Annotated in this window: 20 protein-coding genes; 17 read left to right on the top strand and 3 right to left on the bottom strand. The window is 39.7% G+C overall.

Annotation, left to right across the window (positions count from 1 at the left end; genetic code table 11):
* The first annotated feature begins 77 nt into the window (after positions 1 to 77).
* The 14 genes from PLH43_RS05060 to PLH43_RS05125 all read left to right on the top strand — a co-directional run bounded on the left by PLH43_RS05060 (position 78) and on the right by PLH43_RS05125 (position 12,588).
* Positions 78 to 512, top strand: a complete 435-nt coding sequence (locus PLH43_RS05060) for a VOC family protein (RefSeq protein ID WP_324360750.1) — start codon at positions 78 to 80, stop codon at positions 510 to 512.
* Positions 513 to 889: 377 nt separating this feature from the next.
* Positions 890 to 2,563, top strand: coding sequence for a nucleoside kinase (locus tag PLH43_RS05065; protein WP_324360752.1), 1,674 nt, complete (start codon positions 890 to 892; stop codon positions 2,561 to 2,563).
* Between the two features lie 67 nt (positions 2,564 to 2,630).
* Positions 2,631 to 2,984 (top strand): DRTGG domain-containing protein, encoded by a 354-nt coding sequence (locus tag PLH43_RS05070; protein WP_324360754.1) that lies wholly within the window; start codon positions 2,631 to 2,633, stop codon positions 2,982 to 2,984.
* Positions 2,981 to 3,430: an ATP-binding protein gene (locus PLH43_RS05075; RefSeq protein ID WP_324360756.1), complete on the top strand. Its 450-nt coding sequence runs from the start codon at positions 2,981 to 2,983 to the stop codon at positions 3,428 to 3,430. Before PLH43_RS05070 ends, PLH43_RS05075 begins: the two co-directional genes overlap by 4 nt.
* Before the next feature lie 18 nt (positions 3,431 to 3,448).
* Positions 3,449 to 4,795, top strand: a complete 1,347-nt coding sequence (locus PLH43_RS05080; RefSeq protein WP_324360758.1) for a [Fe-Fe] hydrogenase large subunit C-terminal domain-containing protein — start codon at positions 3,449 to 3,451, stop codon at positions 4,793 to 4,795.
* Complete coding sequence (locus PLH43_RS05085) at positions 4,795 to 5,124, top strand: DRTGG domain-containing protein (RefSeq protein WP_324360760.1); 330 nt, start codon at positions 4,795 to 4,797, stop codon at positions 5,122 to 5,124. The genes PLH43_RS05080 and PLH43_RS05085 overlap by 1 nt, the downstream gene beginning before the upstream one ends.
* On the top strand, positions 5,121 to 5,831 hold the full coding sequence (locus tag PLH43_RS05090; RefSeq protein ID WP_324360762.1) for a PHP domain-containing protein: 711 nt from the start codon (positions 5,121 to 5,123) through the stop codon (positions 5,829 to 5,831). Before PLH43_RS05085 ends, PLH43_RS05090 begins: the two co-directional genes overlap by 4 nt.
* Before the next feature lie 257 nt (positions 5,832 to 6,088).
* Positions 6,089 to 6,583, top strand: a complete 495-nt coding sequence (gene nuoE / locus PLH43_RS05095; protein ID WP_324360764.1) for an NADH-quinone oxidoreductase subunit NuoE — start codon at positions 6,089 to 6,091, stop codon at positions 6,581 to 6,583.
* A 23-nt stretch (positions 6,584 to 6,606) separates the two neighbouring features.
* Positions 6,607 to 7,149 carry an ATP-binding protein gene (locus PLH43_RS05100; RefSeq protein ID WP_324360766.1) on the top strand — a complete coding sequence of 181 codons (543 nt, stop codon included), beginning with the start codon at positions 6,607 to 6,609 and terminating at the stop codon, positions 7,147 to 7,149.
* Positions 7,133 to 7,501, top strand: a complete 369-nt coding sequence (locus PLH43_RS05105) for a (2Fe-2S) ferredoxin domain-containing protein (RefSeq protein WP_324360768.1) — start codon at positions 7,133 to 7,135, stop codon at positions 7,499 to 7,501. The genes PLH43_RS05100 and PLH43_RS05105 overlap by 17 nt, the downstream gene beginning before the upstream one ends.
* Before the next feature lie 32 nt (positions 7,502 to 7,533).
* Positions 7,534 to 9,327 (top strand): NADH-quinone oxidoreductase subunit NuoF, encoded by a 1,794-nt coding sequence (nuoF, locus tag PLH43_RS05110; RefSeq protein WP_324360770.1) that lies wholly within the window; start codon positions 7,534 to 7,536, stop codon positions 9,325 to 9,327.
* 19 nt (positions 9,328 to 9,346) lie between these two features.
* Positions 9,347 to 11,095, top strand: a complete 1,749-nt coding sequence (locus PLH43_RS05115; RefSeq protein WP_324360772.1) for an NADH-dependent [FeFe] hydrogenase, group A6 — start codon at positions 9,347 to 9,349, stop codon at positions 11,093 to 11,095.
* A 140-nt stretch (positions 11,096 to 11,235) separates the two neighbouring features.
* Complete coding sequence (locus tag PLH43_RS05120) at positions 11,236 to 11,910, top strand: endonuclease III domain-containing protein (protein ID WP_324360774.1); 675 nt, start codon at positions 11,236 to 11,238, stop codon at positions 11,908 to 11,910.
* A 72-nt stretch (positions 11,911 to 11,982) separates the two neighbouring features.
* Entirely contained in the window at positions 11,983 to 12,588 is a 606-nt protein-coding gene (locus tag PLH43_RS05125; RefSeq protein ID WP_324360776.1) for a flavin reductase family protein, read from the top strand.
* 57 nt (positions 12,589 to 12,645) lie between these two features.
* Here the strand turns inward: PLH43_RS05125 and PLH43_RS05130 are convergent, their stop codons facing one another.
* The gene (locus PLH43_RS05130; protein WP_324360778.1) at positions 12,646 to 13,818 is read right to left on the bottom strand and encodes a malic enzyme-like NAD(P)-binding protein; all 1,173 of its coding nucleotides are present in this window, start codon (positions 13,816 to 13,818) and stop codon (positions 12,646 to 12,648) included.
* Positions 13,819 to 13,873: 55 nt separating this feature from the next.
* A complete protein-coding gene (locus PLH43_RS05135; protein WP_324360780.1) occupies positions 13,874 to 14,830 on the bottom strand; it encodes an L-lactate dehydrogenase in 957 nt (318 codons plus the stop codon).
* A 506-nt stretch (positions 14,831 to 15,336) separates the two neighbouring features.
* On the opposite strand from PLH43_RS05135, the gene PLH43_RS05140 reads away from it, so the two are divergent.
* On the top strand, positions 15,337 to 15,690 hold the full coding sequence (locus PLH43_RS05140) for a hypothetical protein (protein WP_324360782.1): 354 nt from the start codon (positions 15,337 to 15,339) through the stop codon (positions 15,688 to 15,690).
* Between the two features lie 41 nt (positions 15,691 to 15,731).
* On the opposite strand, the gene PLH43_RS05145 is transcribed toward PLH43_RS05140, so the two are convergent.
* On the bottom strand, positions 15,732 to 16,979 hold the full coding sequence (locus PLH43_RS05145; protein ID WP_324360784.1) for a 6-phosphofructokinase: 1,248 nt from the start codon (positions 16,977 to 16,979) through the stop codon (positions 15,732 to 15,734).
* Positions 16,980 to 17,220: 241 nt separating this feature from the next.
* On the opposite strand from PLH43_RS05145, the gene fba reads away from it, so the two are divergent.
* Together fba and lepB are read left to right on the top strand one after the other, a co-directional pair.
* A complete protein-coding gene (gene fba, locus PLH43_RS05150; RefSeq protein ID WP_324360786.1) occupies positions 17,221 to 18,150 on the top strand; it encodes a class II fructose-1,6-bisphosphate aldolase in 930 nt (309 codons plus the stop codon).
* An 84-nt stretch (positions 18,151 to 18,234) separates the two neighbouring features.
* Positions 18,235 to 18,804, top strand: a complete 570-nt coding sequence (gene lepB, locus PLH43_RS05155) for a signal peptidase I (RefSeq protein ID WP_324360788.1) — start codon at positions 18,235 to 18,237, stop codon at positions 18,802 to 18,804.
* Positions 18,805 to 18,908: the final 104 nt, after the last annotated feature.

The raw sequence follows: 18,908 nt of genomic DNA on the forward strand, positions 1-18,908 counted from the left end.
GTTATACAGGTAATATAATGTAATTATATTTATAAAAGTCTAAACTATATAGTTTATCGGGAGAGGATGGGTTTGTAATGGTTGGAGTAGAAATTGATATGATTGTGGCAGACAGTTTGAAAGCGTTGGAATTGTATGAAAAAATATTTGATATTGAGCGGGTTGAGGTGTCCAATCTTCCTAAAGGTGAAAATGAAGTTGTTTTTACTTTGTATGGAGTACGCTTTCACATGCTGGATGAAAATCTGAAATTCGGTCTAAAAGCACCGGACCCTGATAAACCCAATACAATCTGGTTTAACATAGCTGTACCTGACATTAAGGAAACATTTGAAAAGGCGGTAAATGCGGGTTGTACACAGATACAGCCGGTGACCGAAATGCCTGATTACGGGTTGTCAAATGCCATATTTTTCGACCCCTTCGGCTATCAGTGGATGCTGCACCAAATACATAGGGAAGTAAGTCATGAAGAACGCATTCGGCTTTGGGAGGCTAAAAAAGAGAAATAAAAAATACGGATAAAACCTTTTGAAATCAAAAGTATGTATGCAGCATAAGCAGGAGGAATAAATTTAAAATATTCTCCTGCTTAATTTATACAGAAAAGGTGATAACGTGACTAAAATATAGTATTATATTTATATGTAAAAATTCAAAATAGGCTTGGAGTGGAAATTAAGCTGTTGATTAGCGGAGAATATTACCGGAAAATTAGCGATAATCCCGATGATGGATATTAGAATAAGCAAATCAAAATTTATGCAGAAGCATCTTAATTTGTTTACTTTTCATATTTAAAAGAGGAATTTTGCATTTGTTTATAGAATAATTTTATAAGGCACGGAGTAATTAACTACAAAATATTGCATAAGGAGTTATTTGGAGTATGAGAGAGAGCAATCTAAATATGATTAAAGTAGTATTTCCGGATAATAGTGAAAGAGAAGTGTTTGAAGGAATATCTTTGCAGGAATTGGGCGAAAGCTGCAAAAATGAATATAAATCGACTATTGTGGCAGCAAAGGTGAACAACGATATAAAGGAATTAAGCTATCGTCTTAATGACAACTGCCGGGTGGAGTTTATCGACCTTACGTATGAAGACGGAATGAGGATATATAAAAGGAGTCTCAGCTTTATTCTCATTAAGGCTGTAAATGATCTTTTCCCCGATAGAAAGGTTGTGATATGCCATTCCATCAGCAAGGGGATTTACTGTGAGGTTAAAGGCGATACGCCTCTTACTGCTGAAGAAGTAGACATGATAAAAAAGAGAATGATGGAACTTGTCAACATGAAGCTTCCTTTCATAAAGAAAATAATGTCCCTTGATGAGGCGCGGGAGGTCTTCAGGAAAATCGGAAGAATGGACAGGTTCCGTTTCATAGAGCACAGAAAAAAGCCCTATGTAACTATATACGAATGCGATGGCTTTCAAGACTATTTTTACGGATATATGGTGCCTCATACGGGTTATTTGGATAAATTCGATTTAAAATACTATCATCCGGGCTTGATATTGATGAGTCCGGAGAAAACAAAACCGGACGCAATACCGGAGTTTAAAGAGCAGAAGAAGCTTTTCAGCATCTTTTCTGAATACAAGAAATGGGGAAAAATACTTGGAGTTGAAGATGTAGGGGCACTGAATGATATTGTCAAGGAAGGCAAAATAAATGAGCTTATTAGAGTTGCGGAAGCCTTGCATGAGAAGAAAATTGCACAGATTGTGGATATGATAGCCTTTAATGAGCATAAGAAAAAAGTTGTTTTGATTGCCGGCCCGTCGTCATCTGGAAAAACCACCTTTGCCCATAGGCTTTCAATACAGCTTAGGGTAAACGGTCTGAGGCCTGTAACCATATCCCTGGATGATTATTTTGTCGACAGGGACCTTACTCCAAAGGATGAAAATGGGGAATATGACTTTGAGGCCATTGAGGCTATTGATATCAAGCTCTTTAACCAACACCTTGCGGAGCTCACAGCAGGAAACGAAGTGGATGTTCCGATTTTCAATTTTCCAAAAGGATGCAGGGAAAGCTTTTGCAGAAAACTTAAAATTGATGAAGACCAGATAATTATAATTGAAGGCATACACGGGCTCAATGAGAAGCTTACAGCATCAATTCCAAAGGAGAGCAAATTCAAGATATATGTAAGCGCTCTTACATCAATGAATATTGATGAACACAATCGTATACCTACTACGGATACAAGAATCATTAGACGAATCGTGAGGGACTTCCAATTCAGAGGCTGCAGTGCGGCAGACACTATAAAGCGTTGGCCTTCGGTAAGAAGGGGTGAGGAAAGAAATATTTTCCCATTCCAGGAAGAGGCGAATGTAATGTTCAATTCGGTGCTTATGTTTGAGCTGGGAGTCTTAAAGACGTATGCCGAACCGCTGCTCATGGAAATAGATTCTTCTGAGCCGGAATACTCCGAGGCAAGAAGACTTATAGAGTTTTTGAGCAATTTCTTGTCTATAGACACGAAAGAGATTCCTGCCAACTCAATAATACGGGAGTTTATCGGTGGAAGTTGCTTTTATCACTAATAATATAACTGTGCAAAACTATTAATGGTTTTTGGTCGATATAAAATGTAAAGGTTAAGGTGTGTGTATGAAGGCTAGAGAAATTTTGAAAATTTTAAATGCTGAGCTTTTAACGGGAGAAGAAAATCTTGATATGGAATTTAAAGCAGCCTGCGGCTCGGACCTGATGAGCGATGTTATGGCTTATGTCAAAGAAAATGTGGTTTTATTGACGGGACTTGTCAACCCTCAAGTGGTTAGGACTGCAGAAATGATGGATATAAAGCTGATAGTTTTCATCAGGGGAAAAAGGCCTGAAGATAAAATTATAGAAATGGCAAAAGAAAAAGGCATAGCCGTCATGACCACAAATGACCCAATGTTTATCGCGTGCGGAAAGTTGTATAGTGCAGGTATAACAGAAAGAGGTGTTTGGGATTGAGTGATGGTATAATAAGGAAAAGCTTTGTTATACCTGCAAACGATTTTACAGTTGCCGGAGAAGCATCAAGCAGCGTCAAGAAAATGCTTATACAGCTTGGTGCAGATCCGCATAAAATAAAAAAAACAGCCATATCCATGTACGAGGCCGAGTTAAATGCTGTCATTCACGCCAATGGCGGAGTGGCGGAAGTTGAAATTGACAGGCACAAAGTCTTTATACGAATTAAGGATGAAGGCCCGGGAATACCTGATTTGGAGCTGGCTATGCAGGAAGGATATACTACCGCTCCGGATAGCATCCGTGAGATGGGATTCGGTGCCGGAATGGGACTACCCAATATGAAAAGATATGCTGACAAGCTTGAAATAGCAACGGAGGTAGGAAAAGGAACTGTTGTTGAGATTACCGTGTTTTTAACGGATAATGAGAAAGAGGACCATTAACGTGTTTGGGGGGATAACATGAGTCCGTACTTCCACTCGGTTACTCTTGATGAGGCCAAATGCAAAGGTTGTACCAACTGTATAAAAAGATGCCCCACAGAAGCAATCAGGGTAAGAAAGAGCAAAGCCAGAATCATAAATGAAAGGTGTATAGATTGTGGTGAGTGTATAAGGGTTTGCCCTTATCATGCAAAAAAGGCTATTACCGACCCTGTTTCCATTATAAATGACTATAAATACAAGGTTGCCATACCTGCTCCTACCCTATACGGGCAGCTAAAGTCTGCGTCGTCGAGGGACCATATCCTCACAGCGCTTAAAATGTGCGGCTTTGACGACGTTTTTGAAGTAGCAAGGGCGGCTGAGATTATTACCAACGAGACAAAAAAGATACTTGCCGAACAAAAAGTTCAAAAGCCTCTCATATCTTCTGCATGTCCCGCTGTAGTAAGACTTATACAGGTGAGATTTCCAAATCTTATCGATAATATATTAAAACTAAAGTCTCCAATGGAGGTTGCGGCAAAGATTGCAAAGGACGAAATATCGAAAGACAAGAAAATTCGCCAGGAAGATATCGGCGTATTTTTTATTACTCCTTGTGCCGCAAAAGTGACCAGCATAAAAGCTCCTTTAGACAAGCAAAAATCCTTTGTGGACGGAGCGATTTCAATTGCGGATATTTACTTAAGAATACTTTCCTGCTTGGGTAAAATTGATAAAGTTGAGAAGCTTTCAAGGGCCGGTTTTGTGGGTGTTCGATGGGCAAATTCCGGAGGAGAGAGTATGGCCCTTGGAACGGACAAATTTCTTGCAGTTGACGGCATACACAATGTAATTACGATTCTTGAGGAAATAGAGGACGAAAAGCTGGAGGACATAGATTTTGTCGAGGCTTTGGCGTGCCAAGGCGGTTGCCTTGGAGGTCCTCTTGCTGTGGAAAATATGTATGTTGCAAGAGCAATAATTAAGAAGTTTATTGACGAAGCAAAGGAAAAGGGATTAGAAACGACTTCAAACCAAGACTACCATTATGATATTGTGTGGACGGGAGAAGTTGAGTACAGACCAATACTAAAGCTGGACAAGGATTTTGATATAGCAATGAAGAAACTGGAGACCCTCCATGTCATAAACAACGGACTGCCCGGTTTGGATTGCGGTGCGTGCGGTGCTCCAAGCTGCAGGTCCCTTGCTGAAGACATAGTAAGGGGCAATGCCAATGAGACGGATTGCATATTTAAACTAAGGGAAAAAGTCAGGAGCCTTGCAATTGAGATGATGGAGCTGGAAGCAAAGATGCCTCCTGTGTTGGATAAAGATGAAACTTCGGAAATCAAATCAAAGAAAAGGGGAGATACTTGATGAAGGTTAGGGAGTTTGCCGAGCAATTGAATATGGAAATATTGACCGGGGAAAAAGGTCTGGAAAAAGAAATAAAGGGTATGTATATCTGCGACCTTTTAAGCTGGGTGATGTCCCACGCTGCAAAAGGAGATGCATGGATTACAGTGCATACTCATGTCAATATTGTGGCAGTTGCTCTAATGGTTGATATACCGTGTATCATTATTCCCGAGGGGATCGAAGTGGAGGAGGCAACCATAAAGAAAGCTTCCGAAGAGGATATTGCCATATTGAGAACATCCAAAACCTCTTATCAAATAGCATGTGAAGCAGGAAAACTGTTATGATAGTGTATACGGATTTGCATATTCATTCTGCATTATCCCCCTGCTCGGATAATGAAATGACACCCAACAATATTGTTAACATGTCATTCCTCAAACAGCTTGACATAATTGCAGTGACCGACCACAATTCGGCGGAGAACTGCGTTGCAGTGGTTGAGTGTGCAAAAAAAAGGGGAATTGTTGCAGTTCCCGGCATGGAGCTTGAGACGAGGGAAGAGGTTCACCTCATATGCCTTTTTCCGGGTATTGATGAGGCTCTTAGCATGCAGGAAATAGTGTATAATGCGCTTCCGGATTTAAAAAACCGGCCGGATATATTTGGAGAGCAGCTTGTTATGGATGCCGAAGATAACGTTTTAAGGCATTTAGACAGACTTCTTTTGACTGCATCGAGCCTTAGCGTTGACGATGTGTTCACCCATGTCGGAACGCTGGGAGGTGTTGTAATTCCTGCCCATGTGGACCGCGATTCTTATAGCATTATCTCAAATCTTGGAGTTGTTCCCGACATTCCTGAAATAAAATATCTGGAAATTTCCAAACAGTGCGACAAATCAAAATACCTTGACCCAAATTCCCATCTTCGCAAATTTAATTTTATCAGGTCTTCCGATGCCCACTCCTTAGGGGATATATTGGAGAGAGAGAACTTCTTAGAGCTTGAGGAAGTAAGTATTGAGTGCCTTATTGAGACACTAAAAAAATGACAATGTGTTAATGCCATATATTGTATTTGACGCTTTATAAGGATACTGTATACAATTCGACATTACCTTTTCTGTCTTTTAAATTTCCCAGAATCCTTGATAATAAAAGCATTTAAACTCTCATGAGAACAATAAATGTAATACTAAAAGTATTGAATAATGTGTAAATATCTGATATAATTAAAGCGATATTGTTAAATTGTTAACATGCATTTTGAAAGTGAAATCAAACGTCTGGTTAGGGGGTTATTAAAGAAATGAGCGCAAATGGTTGCTGCTGCTGCGGCGGAGTAGATTCTAGAGATCAAAAGCTGCAGGAAATAATCGAGAAATACAAGAATACAAGAGGAGCCCTTGTTCCTGTACTTCATGAAGCACAGGAAGTATACGGCTATCTGCCTCTGGAGGTACAGAAAAAGATAGCTGAAGGACTTAACGTACCATTGTCAGAGGTTTACGGAGTTGTAACATTCTATACCCAGTTTTCCTTGAATCCAAAAGGAAAATATAAAATCCAGATTTGTATGGGTACTGCATGTTATGTAAAAGGTTCCGGAGCCATTTTGGAAAAGTTCAAAGAAAAGCTGGAGATTGATGTGGGAGGATGCACCAGTGACGGGAAATTCTCTCTGGAAGCTTGCAGATGCATAGGAGCTTGCGGACTGGCGCCGGTAATAATGATTAATGACGATGTATACGGCAGACTTGTACCGGATGACGTAGAAGGAATACTTGAAAAGTATAAGGAATAATGAGGGACTTATCTTTACATTTGATGGATATAATTCAGAACTCAATAACTGCCAAGGCGACTAGAATTAGCATTCTAATATGCGGGGACAGAGAGTCGGATCTTTTGGAGATTGAAGTAAAGGACAACGGTATAGGGATGGAAAACGACTTTCTGAAAGATGTTACCAATCCTTTTACCACTACAAGGGACACAAGGAAAGTAGGCCTTGGGATACCGCTTTTGGAAGCTTCTGCAAAGATGGCTTCCGGGGGACTTGAAATTACTTCGAAAAAGTTTATTGGTACTACGGTAAAAGCAAGCTTCAAGATATCGCATATTGACCGGCTCCCGTTGGGAGATTTGGCTCAGACTATGGAAAGCCTTATTATTGCAAGGCCTGATATTGAATATGATCTTACCCTTGACAATAAAAAGGAAAGGTTTAATTTCAACTCCTCTGATATAAAGAGGAGACTCGGAGAGGTTCCGATAACTCATTTTGAAGTGATAAAGTGGATTGGCGAATATGTAAATGATGGTGTAAAGACTATTTTTGGAGGGATATTAGATGAAATCCTTAGCTGAATTAGAAGAAATAAGAAAAAGAACTCTTGATCAAATAAATTTAAGGACTAACAATCAGGATATCAGAGTTGTTGTAGGTATGGCTACATGCGGTATTGCTGCAGGAGCAAGACCGGTTATGAATGCGTTTGTTGAAGAGCTCAATAAGAGGAATTTAAGCAATGTAGCGGTTACAATGACCGGATGCATCGGCATGTGCAAACTTGAACCTATTGTTGAGGTAATTGACAAAGACGGCAGCAAAGTCACATATGTTAAGATGACTGCTGAGAAGGCTGCCCGTGTTGTTGTGGAGCACATAGTGAACGGAAGGGTTTGCACTGAATATACCATTGCGGAGGCAGATAAATAGTTACTTTTTATTTTTGTTAAGGAGGGTTATAAATGCAATTATATAGAGCACATGTTCTGGTTTGTGGTGGTACGGGCTGTACTTCATCAAACTCCAACAAAATAATCACCGAGTTGGAAGCACAGATTGCCGAAAACGGAATACAGAACGAAGTAAAAGTTGTAAGGACCGGATGTTTTGGACTTTGTGCGGAAGGCCCGATTATTGTGGTTTATCCTGAAGGTTCAATGTATACAATGGTCAAAGTTGAAGATGTAAAGGAAATAGTTGAGGAGCATCTTGTAAAGGGAAGGATTGTAAAAAGACTTCTTCCCGGCGCAAGTAACAAGGACCAAAATGTTTCAGCCGATAGCAACGACTTTTTTGCAAAACAGCACAGAATTGCTTTAAGAAACTGTGGTGTTATAAACCCTGAGAATATTGACGAGTATATTGCTTTTGACGGATACAAGGCATTGGGAAAAGTATTGACTGAAATGACTCCCCAAGAAGTTGTTGATGTTATTAAAAAATCCGGCTTGAGAGGAAGAGGGGGCGGAGGCTTCCCAACAGGACTTAAGTGGGAGTTTGCCATGAAGCAGGAGGCAGACCAGAAATATGTTTGCTGTAATGCCGACGAGGGAGACCCCGGTGCATTTATGGACAGAAGTGTTCTTGAAGGAGACCCTCATTCTGTAATTGAAGCTATGGCGATTGCAGGTTATGCCATAGGCGCAAATCAAGGTTATGTTTATGTAAGAGCCGAATACCCGATTGCCGTTAAGAGACTTGGCATTGCCATACAGCAGGCAAAAGACTATGGTATTCTCGGCAAAAACATATTTGGAACAGACTTTAGCTTTGACCTTGAGATAAGACTTGGTGCCGGAGCTTTCGTATGCGGTGAGGAAACTGCTCTTATGACATCTATTGAAGGACACAGAGGAGAGCCAAGACCAAGACCGCCATTCCCGGCTGTGAAAGGTTTGTGGCAAAAGCCGACCATATTGAACAATGTTGAGACCTATGCAAACATCCCGCAGATTATTCTAAAAGGTCCCGAATGGTTTGCAAGCATTGGTACTGAAAAGAGCAAAGGTACCAAGGTATTTGCGGTGGGAGGTAAAATCAATAACACCGGTTTGGTTGAAATTCCTATGGGTACAACCTTAAGAGAGGTTATCTATGATATCGGAGGAGGAATACCAAACGGCAAGAAGTTTAAAGCTGCGCAGACAGGAGGTCCTTCCGGAGGATGTATTCCTGCAAGCCATATTGATACACCGATTGACTATGATTCATTAATCCAATTAGGTTCAATGATGGGGTCCGGTGGACTTATAATCATGGACGAAGATACTTGTATGGTTGATATTGCAAAGTTCTTCCTTGAATTTACCGTTGACGAGTCATGCGGTAAGTGTCCGCCTTGCCGTATAGGAACGAAGAGAATGTATGAAATCCTTGAAAGAATTACTGAAGGTAAAGGAGAAGAGGGAGATATTGAAAAGCTGGAGATCCTGGCAAAGAATATAAAGGCATCGGCTCTGTGCGGATTGGGTCAGACAGCTCCAAATCCTATTCTCAGCACATTAAGATATTTCAGGGACGAATATATTGAACACGTTAGGGATAAGAAGTGTACTGCAGGAGTTTGTAAGTCATTGATGCACTTTGAAATAGAGGCGGAAAAATGTAAGAGCTGCGGAATATGTGCAAAACAATGTCCTGTAAAGGCAATAAGCGGTGAAAAGAAGGTTCCGTACGTTATAGATCAAAACAAATGTATCAAGTGTGGCGTTTGTATGGAGAAATGTCCGTTTAAGGCCATTTCTAAAAAAGCCTAAGGGAAGGAGATGTTAAGAAATGCAAATGGTAAATATCACTATAGATAATTGCAAGTTACAGGTACCGGCCAATTATACCGTGCTGGAAGCTGCAAGACAGGCTAATATAGACATACCTACGCTTTGCTTCCTCAAGGATATAAATGAAGTGGGTGCCTGCCGTATGTGCGTTGTGGAAGTAAAGGGTGCCAGAAGCCTTCAGGCTGCCTGTGTATATCCGGTGTCCGAAGGACTTGAAATATACACTCAGACACCTGCGGTGAGAGAAGCCAGAAAAGTTACTTTAGAGCTTATTCTGTCAAACCATGAAAAGAAATGCTTGACTTGTGTGAGAAGCGAAAATTGTGAATTGCAGAGATTGGCAAAAGATTTGAATGTTAAAGATATCAGATTTGAAGGTGAATCGAGCAATTTACCGATAGACGATCTTTCTCCTTCTATTGTAAGGGATCCGAACAAGTGCGTTCTGTGCAGACGTTGCGTCAGCATGTGTAAAAATGTTCAGACTGTTGGAGCTATTGAAGTTACCGAGAGAGGATTCCGCACTACCGTATCAACAGCCTTTAACAAACCTCTTAGTGAAGTACCCTGCGTAAACTGCGGACAGTGTATCAATGTATGTCCTGTGGGTGCATTGAGGGAAAAGGATGATGTCGACAAGGTTTGGGATGCTCTTGCAAATCCGGAGCTTCATGTATTGGTTCAGACAGCTCCTGCAGTCAGGGTTGCATTGGGAGAAGAGTTTGGAATGCCTATCGGTTCAAGAGTAACCGGCAAAATGGTATCGGCATTAAGCAGACTGGGCTTTGACAAAGTATTTGATACCGATACTGCTGCTGACCTCACAATAATGGAGGAAGGTACCGAGCTATTAAACAGGATCAAAAACGGAGGAAAGCTTCCTTTGATAACATCCTGCAGCCCGGGATGGATAAAGTTCTGCGAGCATAATTATCCTGAGTTTTTAGATAATCTGTCCAGCTGTAAATCACCTCAAGAAATGTTTGGGGCAGTTTTGAAATCATATTATGCAGAGAAAAACGGAATTGACCCTTCAAAGGTATTTGTTGTATCGGTAATGCCATGTACAGCAAAGAAGTTTGAAGCTCAAAGACCGGAGCTCTCTTCAACAGGTTATCCTGATGTGGATGTTGTTCTTACCACAAGGGAGCTGGCAAGAATGATAAAAGAAGCGGGTATTGACTTTAAATCCCTTCCGGATAAGCAATTTGACGATCCTATGGGTGAGGCATCCGGAGCAGGCGTTATCTTTGGAGCTACCGGAGGAGTTATGGAAGCAGCCATCAGAACTGTCAGTGAAGTATTGAGCGGCAAACCTGCAGACAATATAGAGTATACTGAGGTAAGGGGTCTTGAGGGCATAAAAGAGGCTTCCATAGAGCTTGAAGGCATTACTCTTAAAGCTGCTGTTGCTCACGGTTTGGGTAATGCAAGAAAGCTTCTTGACAAAATAAAGGCTGGAGAGGCAGATTATCATTTTATTGAGATAATGGCATGCCCCGGAGGTTGCGTAAACGGCGGAGGACAGCCTATACAGCCATCAGTGGTAAGAAGCTGGACAGATTTGAGAAGTGAGAGGGCAAAAGCAATTTACGATGAGGATAAGGCTCTGCCCATAAGAAAATCCCATGAAAATCCAAAGGTAAAGATGCTGTATGATGAATACTTTGGAGAGCCGGGAGGTCACAAGGCTCATGAGCTTCTGCATACTCATTATGCGAAGAGAGAAAACTATCCTGTTGAATAATAAATCAAACACAAAAAAACTATTCTGTCGAATAGGTTAAATAAATGATATAATTAGGTCAGGCACATAATGCCTGACCTTTTTGCAAAATGCTTTTATCGAACGGTTGTGAGTTGATTTTCCGGTGGAGGTATATTGGTTTGGACATAGAGATAAACAGGAAGCTGAAAGAAATATACAATCTTATGTATGAAAGAAACGGCTCTCAAAACTGGTGGCCCGCTGATACCCAGTTTGAGGTTGTAGTTGGGGCGTTATTAGCCCAATTTGTTTCATGGAAAAATGTCGAAACTGCAATTCAAAATCTTGAAAGGGAGAATTTACTCAGTATAGAAGGAATCTGCAATGCAGAAACTGAAAAGCTGGAGGAGCTTGTAAGGTCCACAAGGTTTTATAAACAGAAAGCGCGAAAATTAAAAGAATTCTGTGGATATGTCAAAGAAAAATACAATGCTGATTTGGATAATTTCTTTGATAAGGATATCTACGAGCTAAGAGATGAGCTGCTTTCGTTATATGGTATAGGGGAGGAAACGGCGGACAGCATTATCCTGTATGCTGCCGAAAAGCCCATATTTGTTGTGGATGCTTATACCCGAAGGGTTTTTGGAAGGCTTGGCTATTTTAAAGAGGACATTACTTACGGTCAAATGCAGAAGTTCTTTATGGATAATTTGGAGCATGATACAAAGCTGTTTAACGATTTCCATGCCCAAATAGTCGGAGTGGGAAACAAGCACTGCAATGGAAAAAAAACGGACTGTAAAACGTGTCCTTTAGAAAGCATATGCAAAAAATGCGGTGCTGGTTTATGAAATAGTGTGATTGATTTTAAAATTCGAGGTAAAGATAAAACTAATATAAATTGATATAAAAGAGGTAGAACAATGGCAAAACAACTGTGGAAACCATCAACTATATTAAATCCGGTTCCGGCGGTTATGGTAAGTTGTTGCGACAGGGAAGGAAAGCCCAATATAATTACTATCGCCTGGGCCGGGACAATTAATTCGAAACCTCCTATGGTTTCAATATCCATAAGGAAAGAGCGGTATTCGTATAATTTAATTAAGGAAAAAGGACAGTTTGTAATAAACCTTACCACCAGAAAACTGGCTTTTGCTGCTGACTTTTGCGGTGTGAAGTCCGGCAGGGACGTTGATAAGTTTGAAGCCATGAAGTTGACTTGCGAAAAGGCTTCTGTGGTGGATGTGCCAATGATAAAGGAGAGCCCTGTGAATATTGAGTGCACAGTGAAAGATATAATTGAGTTGGGCTCTCACGATATGTTTATTGCAGAGATTGAAGCCATAAATGTGGATGAATCCATTATTGATAAAAACGGAAGGCTTTGCATGGAAAAAGCAGACCTTATATGTTATTCCCATGGGGAGTACTGGTCTTTGGAAAAATCATTAGGGTATTTTGGGTATTCGATAACTAAAAAGAAGAAGGTTTTGAGAAGAAGGACAAGTAATAAAAAAGGCAGATAGGGTAAAAACCTTGTCTGCCTTTTTTAAATATCTTTAATTCGTTAATTGGATTTCTTATTATTTTCTTGCAACTCCGGTCTTTCTTGCAGCCTCAGCAACTGCTGCAGCTACTGTCTTTCCAACTCTCGGATCGAATGGGAGCGGAAGAATGAAATCAGGATTAAGCTCTTCATCACTTACTAATGAAGCTATTGCTTTTGCAGCAGCTATCTTCATTTCGTCATTGATGTCACTTGCTCTTACGTCAAGCGCACCTCTGAATATTCCAGGGAATGCAAGAACGTTGTTTATCTGGTTCGGGAAGTCGGACCTTCCTGTACCTATTACTTTTGCTCCTGCTTCTCTTGCTTCGTCAGGCATTATTTCAGGAGTCGGATTTGACATTGCGAATATGATCGGATCCTTAGCCATGGATCTTACCATATCCTTTGTAACTGTTCCCGGAACAGAAAGTCCGATGAACACGTCAGCACCTTTAATTACGTCTTCAAGAGTACCTTTCTTTTTCTCGAGGTTTGAGATTTTAGCCATAAGAGCTTTTTCACCGTTCAAATTATCTCTGCCCTCATAAATTGCACCTTTAGTGTCGCAGAGGATAACCTTCTTAAGACCCATGCTCATAAGGAGTCTTGTTACAGCTATACCTGCAGCACCTGAACCGTTTACAACAACTTCTATTTCTTCGATTTTCTTATCAACAAGCTTTAATGCGTTGATCATTGCAGCAACAGTAACGATAGCTGTACCGTGCTGGTCATCGTGGAAAATCGGAATATCACATTCTTCTTTGAGTCTTCTTTCGATTTCAAAGCATCTTGGAGCAGATATATCTTCGAGGTTTATACCTCCGAAGCTTCCGGAAATAAGCTTAACTGTGTTTACAATTTCATCTACATCTTTTGATTTGATGCAGAGAGGGAATGCGTCTACATCACCGAATTTCTTGAAGAGTACGCATTTACCTTCCATAACAGGCATTCCAGCCTCAGGACCTATGTCGCCGAGACCTAATACTGCTGTACCGTCAGTGATAACTGCTACAAGATTCCAGCGTCTTGTATATTCATAGGAAAGATTAACGTCTTTTTGAATTGCAAGACATGGTTCTGCTACACCAGGTGTATAAGCAAGGGACAAATCCTGTTTGCTGTCAACTGGAACTTTGTGTATAACTTCAATTTTGCCTTTCCATTCGCCGTGAAGCCTTAATGATTCCTTTCTGTAATCCATTTAATTTCTACCTCCAAATTATATTATTTAAATATCTGCGGATATTCATGCACAATTATAAATTCTTAACTTCGTTCAATACTGATTTAACCTGATTCGCTGAATATCTTAAAGCTTCTTCTTCTTCAGGAGTCAGATTAAAGTGGAGAACTTCCTGAACACCTTCGGAGTTAACGATGGATGGAAGGCTGATTACAACGTCTTCTATTCCATACATACCGTTTATAACGGTTCCTACTGTTCTTATTGTATTCTGGTTCTTAAGAAGTGTTTCAACTATTGTGTTAATGGATACGGCAATACCGTAGTATGTTGCACCTTTGTTCTTAATGATAGTTGCTCCGGCTGTCTTAACATCTTCGGCAATTTTCTTCTTGTCTTCTTCTGCGAAGTCGTATTTTGGATCTTTGATATATTCGTTGATGTTTTTGCCAGCAACGTGTGTACAACTCCACAACGGAAGCTGTGAATCGCCGTGTTCACCTATTATGTAACCGTGAACATTCTTTGCGTCAACACCCAATCTTTCACTTAACAAGTATCTGAATCTGATACTGTCAAGTACAGTACCTGAGCTTATAACTTTTCCGACAGGAAGACCGGACCACTTTTGAATCATATAAGTAATAATGTCAACAGGGTTGGATACTACAAGTATTACACCGTGGTTGTAATGTTTCATAATGTTTTGAGTCATTTCTTTGGCAATTAAAACGTTTTTCTTTGCAAGATCGAGTCTTGTTTCACCGGGTTTTCTGTTTGCTCCGGCTGTAACTACAATAACATCGCAGTCTTTGATGTCGGAATAGTCACCGGCATATAAAGACATTTGTCCCATAAAAGGAAGACCGTGGTTGATATCCATAGCCTCACCGATAGCTTTTTCCTTGAAAACGTCGATAAGAACCAATTCATTTGCTGTTTGCTGCAAAGCCATTGTGAAGGCTGCAGATGCACCCACAAAACCAGTACCTATGATTGCAACTTTTGACTTACTTTTTACCATTTGCATACCATTCCTTTCAATTGCCCAATATATTTAACGAATTAGTTCGTTTGTTGATTGGAGCTTATTTAAATTTAAACTGTGGATTAGGCCCACAGGTATTATCATTAAACATACATGTGTTTAACGAGGTTTAGTGAAAATTTGCAACTTAAAGCTAAAAAAGTTGTAAGCAATGAATCTATGTAACAAATTTTCCCCCATTTTAATCAATCTTATTAAACACATTGATAACATTTTAACATTATTTTATACCTGCGTCCATAACCGAAAAAGGGAAATCATTTACTTTATAAAATGAAATTTTGAAGTTATCAAGAAATTATGACCGTTTTCTCCGCGGGATGCAAGTTTTCGCGATATTTCATGCATTTATATCTTTTTTTATGAAAACTATCCCTCTGATTTGCCATTAATCCGGAAGACTCGATTGGACTTTTGCGTAGATTCCATCTATAATAATAATATATGAAAAAATTGTCCTAAGACGGAAATGGGGAGGTGCTCCATAAATGGTTAAATATTTAAAGAGGCAGGAGGAACTGGTGAAGGAAGCTCTGTCCGGAAGTAGCTTTTCCGACTGGGAGGATTTGAGGAGCTACCATAAAACACAAATTGAGTTTTTGCAGCATGAGCGGCTGGTACATCTATTAGTAACACTCTTTTTCGGCCTCTTCTTCCTAATATCTTTTCTCGCTGCAGCAGTTTCCGAAAAGCTTGAAATATTGCTTGTTTCCTTTCTTATATTAATACTTTTGATACCTTATATTGCTCATTATTATAAACTCGAGAATGGAGTTCAAAGGTTGTATGAGCTTTATAACAAAATTGACGAAAAATGCGAAAGTAAAAACAAGACCGCCTGAGCTTTACCCAGACGGTCGGCATTACTTTTATTAAATCATATTTATTTCTTTGCAAGAACCTTTTTAAGTTTTGCAAATCTCGGAAGACCATCTTCGATAGGAGGTCTTGATTCTCCCTGAATTAAAGGAAGAGCATAATCGATGAAGTCTTGTGTAAGACCTGTTCCGTCAGGTTTAATCCACTCCAATGGAACTTTTTTCTCAGTATTTGCAACTTCACTGAGATTTAAGAGCTTGATATTGCACTTGTATTCAGGACCTTCTCCTCTTTCAAAAGCAACCATGTAGTCTGTTTTTCCTTCAACAGCATATTGTACAGCTGACTGACCTGCAAGGTAAGCTTCGTTTACGTCGGTAAGGGAAGCAACGTGAGCAGCACATCTTTGGAGAAGGCTGAACTCAATACCGCGAACCTTTGCACCGGTCTTTTCCTTAACGATGTTTGCCAATGTGGAAGCAAGACCACCTAATTGTGCATGCCCGAAGGAGTCTTTTGTTTTTGCAAGGTCTGAACCGTATTCGGAAATATATTTTCCGTCTTTATCCTTTATACCTTCGGATACTGCAACAATAACTTTTCCGTTTTGCTTGTAGATTCTAGTTGTATCTTCAATGAATTTATCTATATCAAAAGGAACTTCAGGAAGATATATTAAATCAGGTCCGTTGCCTTTGTATGAAGCCAAAGCTGAAGCGGCAGTGAGCCAACCTGCATTTCTTCCCATGATTTCGAGTATTGTTATCATTCCGGTATCATATACTCTTGCATCGTGATAAACTTCCATTGTGGATGTTGCAATGTATTTTGCAGCACTTCCGTAACCCGGGCAGTGGTCAGTTCCCCAGAGGTCATTGTCTATTGTCTTCGGAACACCCATTACTCTGCACTCATAGCCAACTTTTTGCATGTATTTGCTGACTTTGTTGCAGGTATCCATTGAGTCGTTTCCGCCATTATAGAAGAAGTATCTGATATTGTATTTTTTGAATACTTCCAAAAGTCTCTTGTAATCTGTTTCATCATCATCTGCATTTTTAAGCTTGTATCTTACAGAACCTAAAGCAGAGGAAGGGGTAGTTTTTAAAAGATCCAATTCATATGAATCTTCTTTGCTCATATCAAAGAAGTTTTCTTCCAAAATACCCTTGATTCCGTGAGCTGCTCCGTAAACTGCTGTAATACAATCTTGCTTTAATGCTTCCTGGATAACACCGGCAGCACTTGCATTGATAACTGATGTTGGACCGCCGGATTGTCCGAATATGCATGCACCTTCTAAACGGCTCATATTAAAACCTCCTTAAAATATGTAAAATGTATGTGCTCTTTTATAAGTTAATTTTAAACACAACTAAATAAAAATATAACATAATTAATTTTGAAATGCAATTCTACATCAACCAAAAATATGAATTAATTTTTAATTTATCCTTGATTTTCGATTTCAATTTGGTAAAATAATTATGATAAAAACTTAACAAGAGTGCTATAATACTAATACACTATATTTAATATAAGGAGTTGAAAATATGCCATTAGTTACAAGTACCGAAATGTTTAAAAAGGCCTATGAAGGCAAATATGCTATAGGTGCGTTCAATGTAAACAACATGGAAATTATCCAGGGTATTACCGAAGCCGCAAAGGAAGTTAATGCCCCATTGATTCTTCAGGTTTCCGCAGGTGCAAGAAAGTATGCAAACCATACATACTTGGTGAAACTTGTTGAAGCTGCTATCGAAGAAACAGGACTTCCCATCTGTTTGCATCTTGACCATGGTGACAGCTTTGAGCTTTGTAAATCATGTATTGACGGTGGATTCACATCCGTTATGATTGACGGTTCACATTTACCTTTTGAAGAAAATGTAAAGCTTACAAAGCAAGTTGTTGACTACGCACATTCAAAGGGTGTTGTTGTTGAAGGAGAGTTGGGAAGACTTGCAGGTATAGAAGATGATGTTAATGTGTCTGAAGCAGATGCAGCATATACCGATCCCAATCAGGTTGAAGAGTTCGTTTCAAGAACAGGCGTTGACTCCTTGGCTATAGCTATTGGTACTAGCCATGGAGCTTACAAATTTAAAGGCGAAGCAAAATTAAGATTTGACATATTGGAAGAAATCGAAAAAAGACTTCCGGGATTCCCGATTGTTTTACACGGTGCATCCTCAGTTATGCCTGAATATGTTGAAATGATTAACAAGTTTGGCGGAAATATGCCGGGAGCAAAGGGTGTGCCTGAAGATATGCTGAGAAAGGCTGCTTCCATGGCTGTTTGTAAGATAAACATAGACTCAGACTTGAGACTTGCTATGACAGGGACAATCAGAAAGTACTTTGCTGAAAATCCGTCACACTTTGACCCAAGACAATACTTAGGACCTGCAAGAAGCGCAATTAAAGAGATGGTTAAGCATAAAATTGTAAATGTTCTCGGATGCGATGGAAAAGCTTAATATTTAAACATTTTATTATGGTGGAGGTCGATTAAGGACCTTCACCTTTTATGTTTACCAATAAACATTTTAGTAGAGAAAGGCATGAATGCTAATATGGACAATCTTGAAACTATTGGTAATGGAAGCAATAACAAGAAGCAAGAGGTTTTCAAAGAAGTTATCAGCTGGGCTCTATATTTGCTGGGGGCGTTTGTGGTAGCTCTCTTGCTTGTAAAGTATGTAATAGTAAATGCGTATGTTCCTACCGGCTCGATGGAGAACACAATTATGCCGGGGGATAGAATCATTGCAAGCAGAATTCATTATTATTTTTCCGAGCCTCAAAGAGGAGATATTGTAGTGTTCAAGTTTCCGGACAATGAAGAATTGCTTTATGTAAAGAGGGTTATCGGGCTTCCAAATGAAACAGTGGAAATAAAGCAAGGGAAAGTATATATTGATGGAGAGCTTTTGGAAGAACCCTATATTAAAGAAGAGACATGGGGTGACTTTGGCCCCTATGAGGTCCCCGAAGGAGGCTATTTTATGCTGGGGGATAATAGAAACGGATCGACGGATTCGCGAGAATGGGTAAATAAATATGTAAAGAAGGAAAAAATCCTTGGAAAGGCTCTTTTTAAATATTTTCCGGGATTTAAGATTTTATGGTAGGATTAAATCCGATATCAGGCTCAGATGAAATGATTCTGGGCTTTTTCTATTGGGAACTCTTTTTTGAATAACGTTGAACTGAGAGCAAAAAGTGTGATAATATT

Source organism: Acetivibrio sp., from assembly GCF_035371925.1.
GTDB lineage: Bacteria > Bacillota > Clostridia > Acetivibrionales > Acetivibrionaceae > Hungateiclostridium.

Bases quoted from the DNA above. Each gene is read 5' to 3' on its own strand.
- PLH43_RS05060 (WP_324360750.1), top strand. From the start codon at position 78: ATGGTTGGAGTAGAAATTGATATGATTGTGGCAGACAGTTTGAAAGCG.
- PLH43_RS05065 (WP_324360752.1), top strand. From the start codon at position 890: ATGAGAGAGAGCAATCTAAATATGATTAAAGTAGTATTTCCGGATAAT.
- PLH43_RS05070 (WP_324360754.1), top strand. From the start codon at position 2,631: ATGAAGGCTAGAGAAATTTTGAAAATTTTAAATGCTGAGCTTTTAACG.
- PLH43_RS05080 (WP_324360758.1), top strand. From the start codon at position 3,449: ATGAGTCCGTACTTCCACTCGGTTACTCTTGATGAGGCCAAATGCAAA.
- PLH43_RS05085 (WP_324360760.1), top strand. From the start codon at position 4,795: ATGAAGGTTAGGGAGTTTGCCGAGCAATTGAATATGGAAATATTGACC.
- PLH43_RS05090 (WP_324360762.1), top strand. From the start codon at position 5,121: ATGATAGTGTATACGGATTTGCATATTCATTCTGCATTATCCCCCTGC.
- nuoE (WP_324360764.1), top strand. From the start codon at position 6,089: ATGAGCGCAAATGGTTGCTGCTGCTGCGGCGGAGTAGATTCTAGAGAT.
- PLH43_RS05100 (WP_324360766.1), top strand. From the start codon at position 6,607: ATGGATATAATTCAGAACTCAATAACTGCCAAGGCGACTAGAATTAGC.
- PLH43_RS05105 (WP_324360768.1), top strand. From the start codon at position 7,133: ATGAAATCCTTAGCTGAATTAGAAGAAATAAGAAAAAGAACTCTTGAT.
- nuoF (WP_324360770.1), top strand. From the start codon at position 7,534: ATGCAATTATATAGAGCACATGTTCTGGTTTGTGGTGGTACGGGCTGT.
- PLH43_RS05115 (WP_324360772.1), top strand. From the start codon at position 9,347: ATGCAAATGGTAAATATCACTATAGATAATTGCAAGTTACAGGTACCG.
- PLH43_RS05125 (WP_324360776.1), top strand. From the start codon at position 11,983: ATGGCAAAACAACTGTGGAAACCATCAACTATATTAAATCCGGTTCCG.
- PLH43_RS05130 (WP_324360778.1), bottom strand. From the start codon at position 13,818: ATGGATTACAGAAAGGAATCATTAAGGCTTCACGGCGAATGGAAAGGC.
- PLH43_RS05135 (WP_324360780.1), bottom strand. From the start codon at position 14,830: ATGCAAATGGTAAAAAGTAAGTCAAAAGTTGCAATCATAGGTACTGGT.
- PLH43_RS05140 (WP_324360782.1), top strand. From the start codon at position 15,337: ATGGTTAAATATTTAAAGAGGCAGGAGGAACTGGTGAAGGAAGCTCTG.
- PLH43_RS05145 (WP_324360784.1), bottom strand. From the start codon at position 16,979: ATGAGCCGTTTAGAAGGTGCATGCATATTCGGACAATCCGGCGGTCCA.
- fba (WP_324360786.1), top strand. From the start codon at position 17,221: ATGCCATTAGTTACAAGTACCGAAATGTTTAAAAAGGCCTATGAAGGC.
- lepB (WP_324360788.1), top strand. From the start codon at position 18,235: ATGAATGCTAATATGGACAATCTTGAAACTATTGGTAATGGAAGCAAT.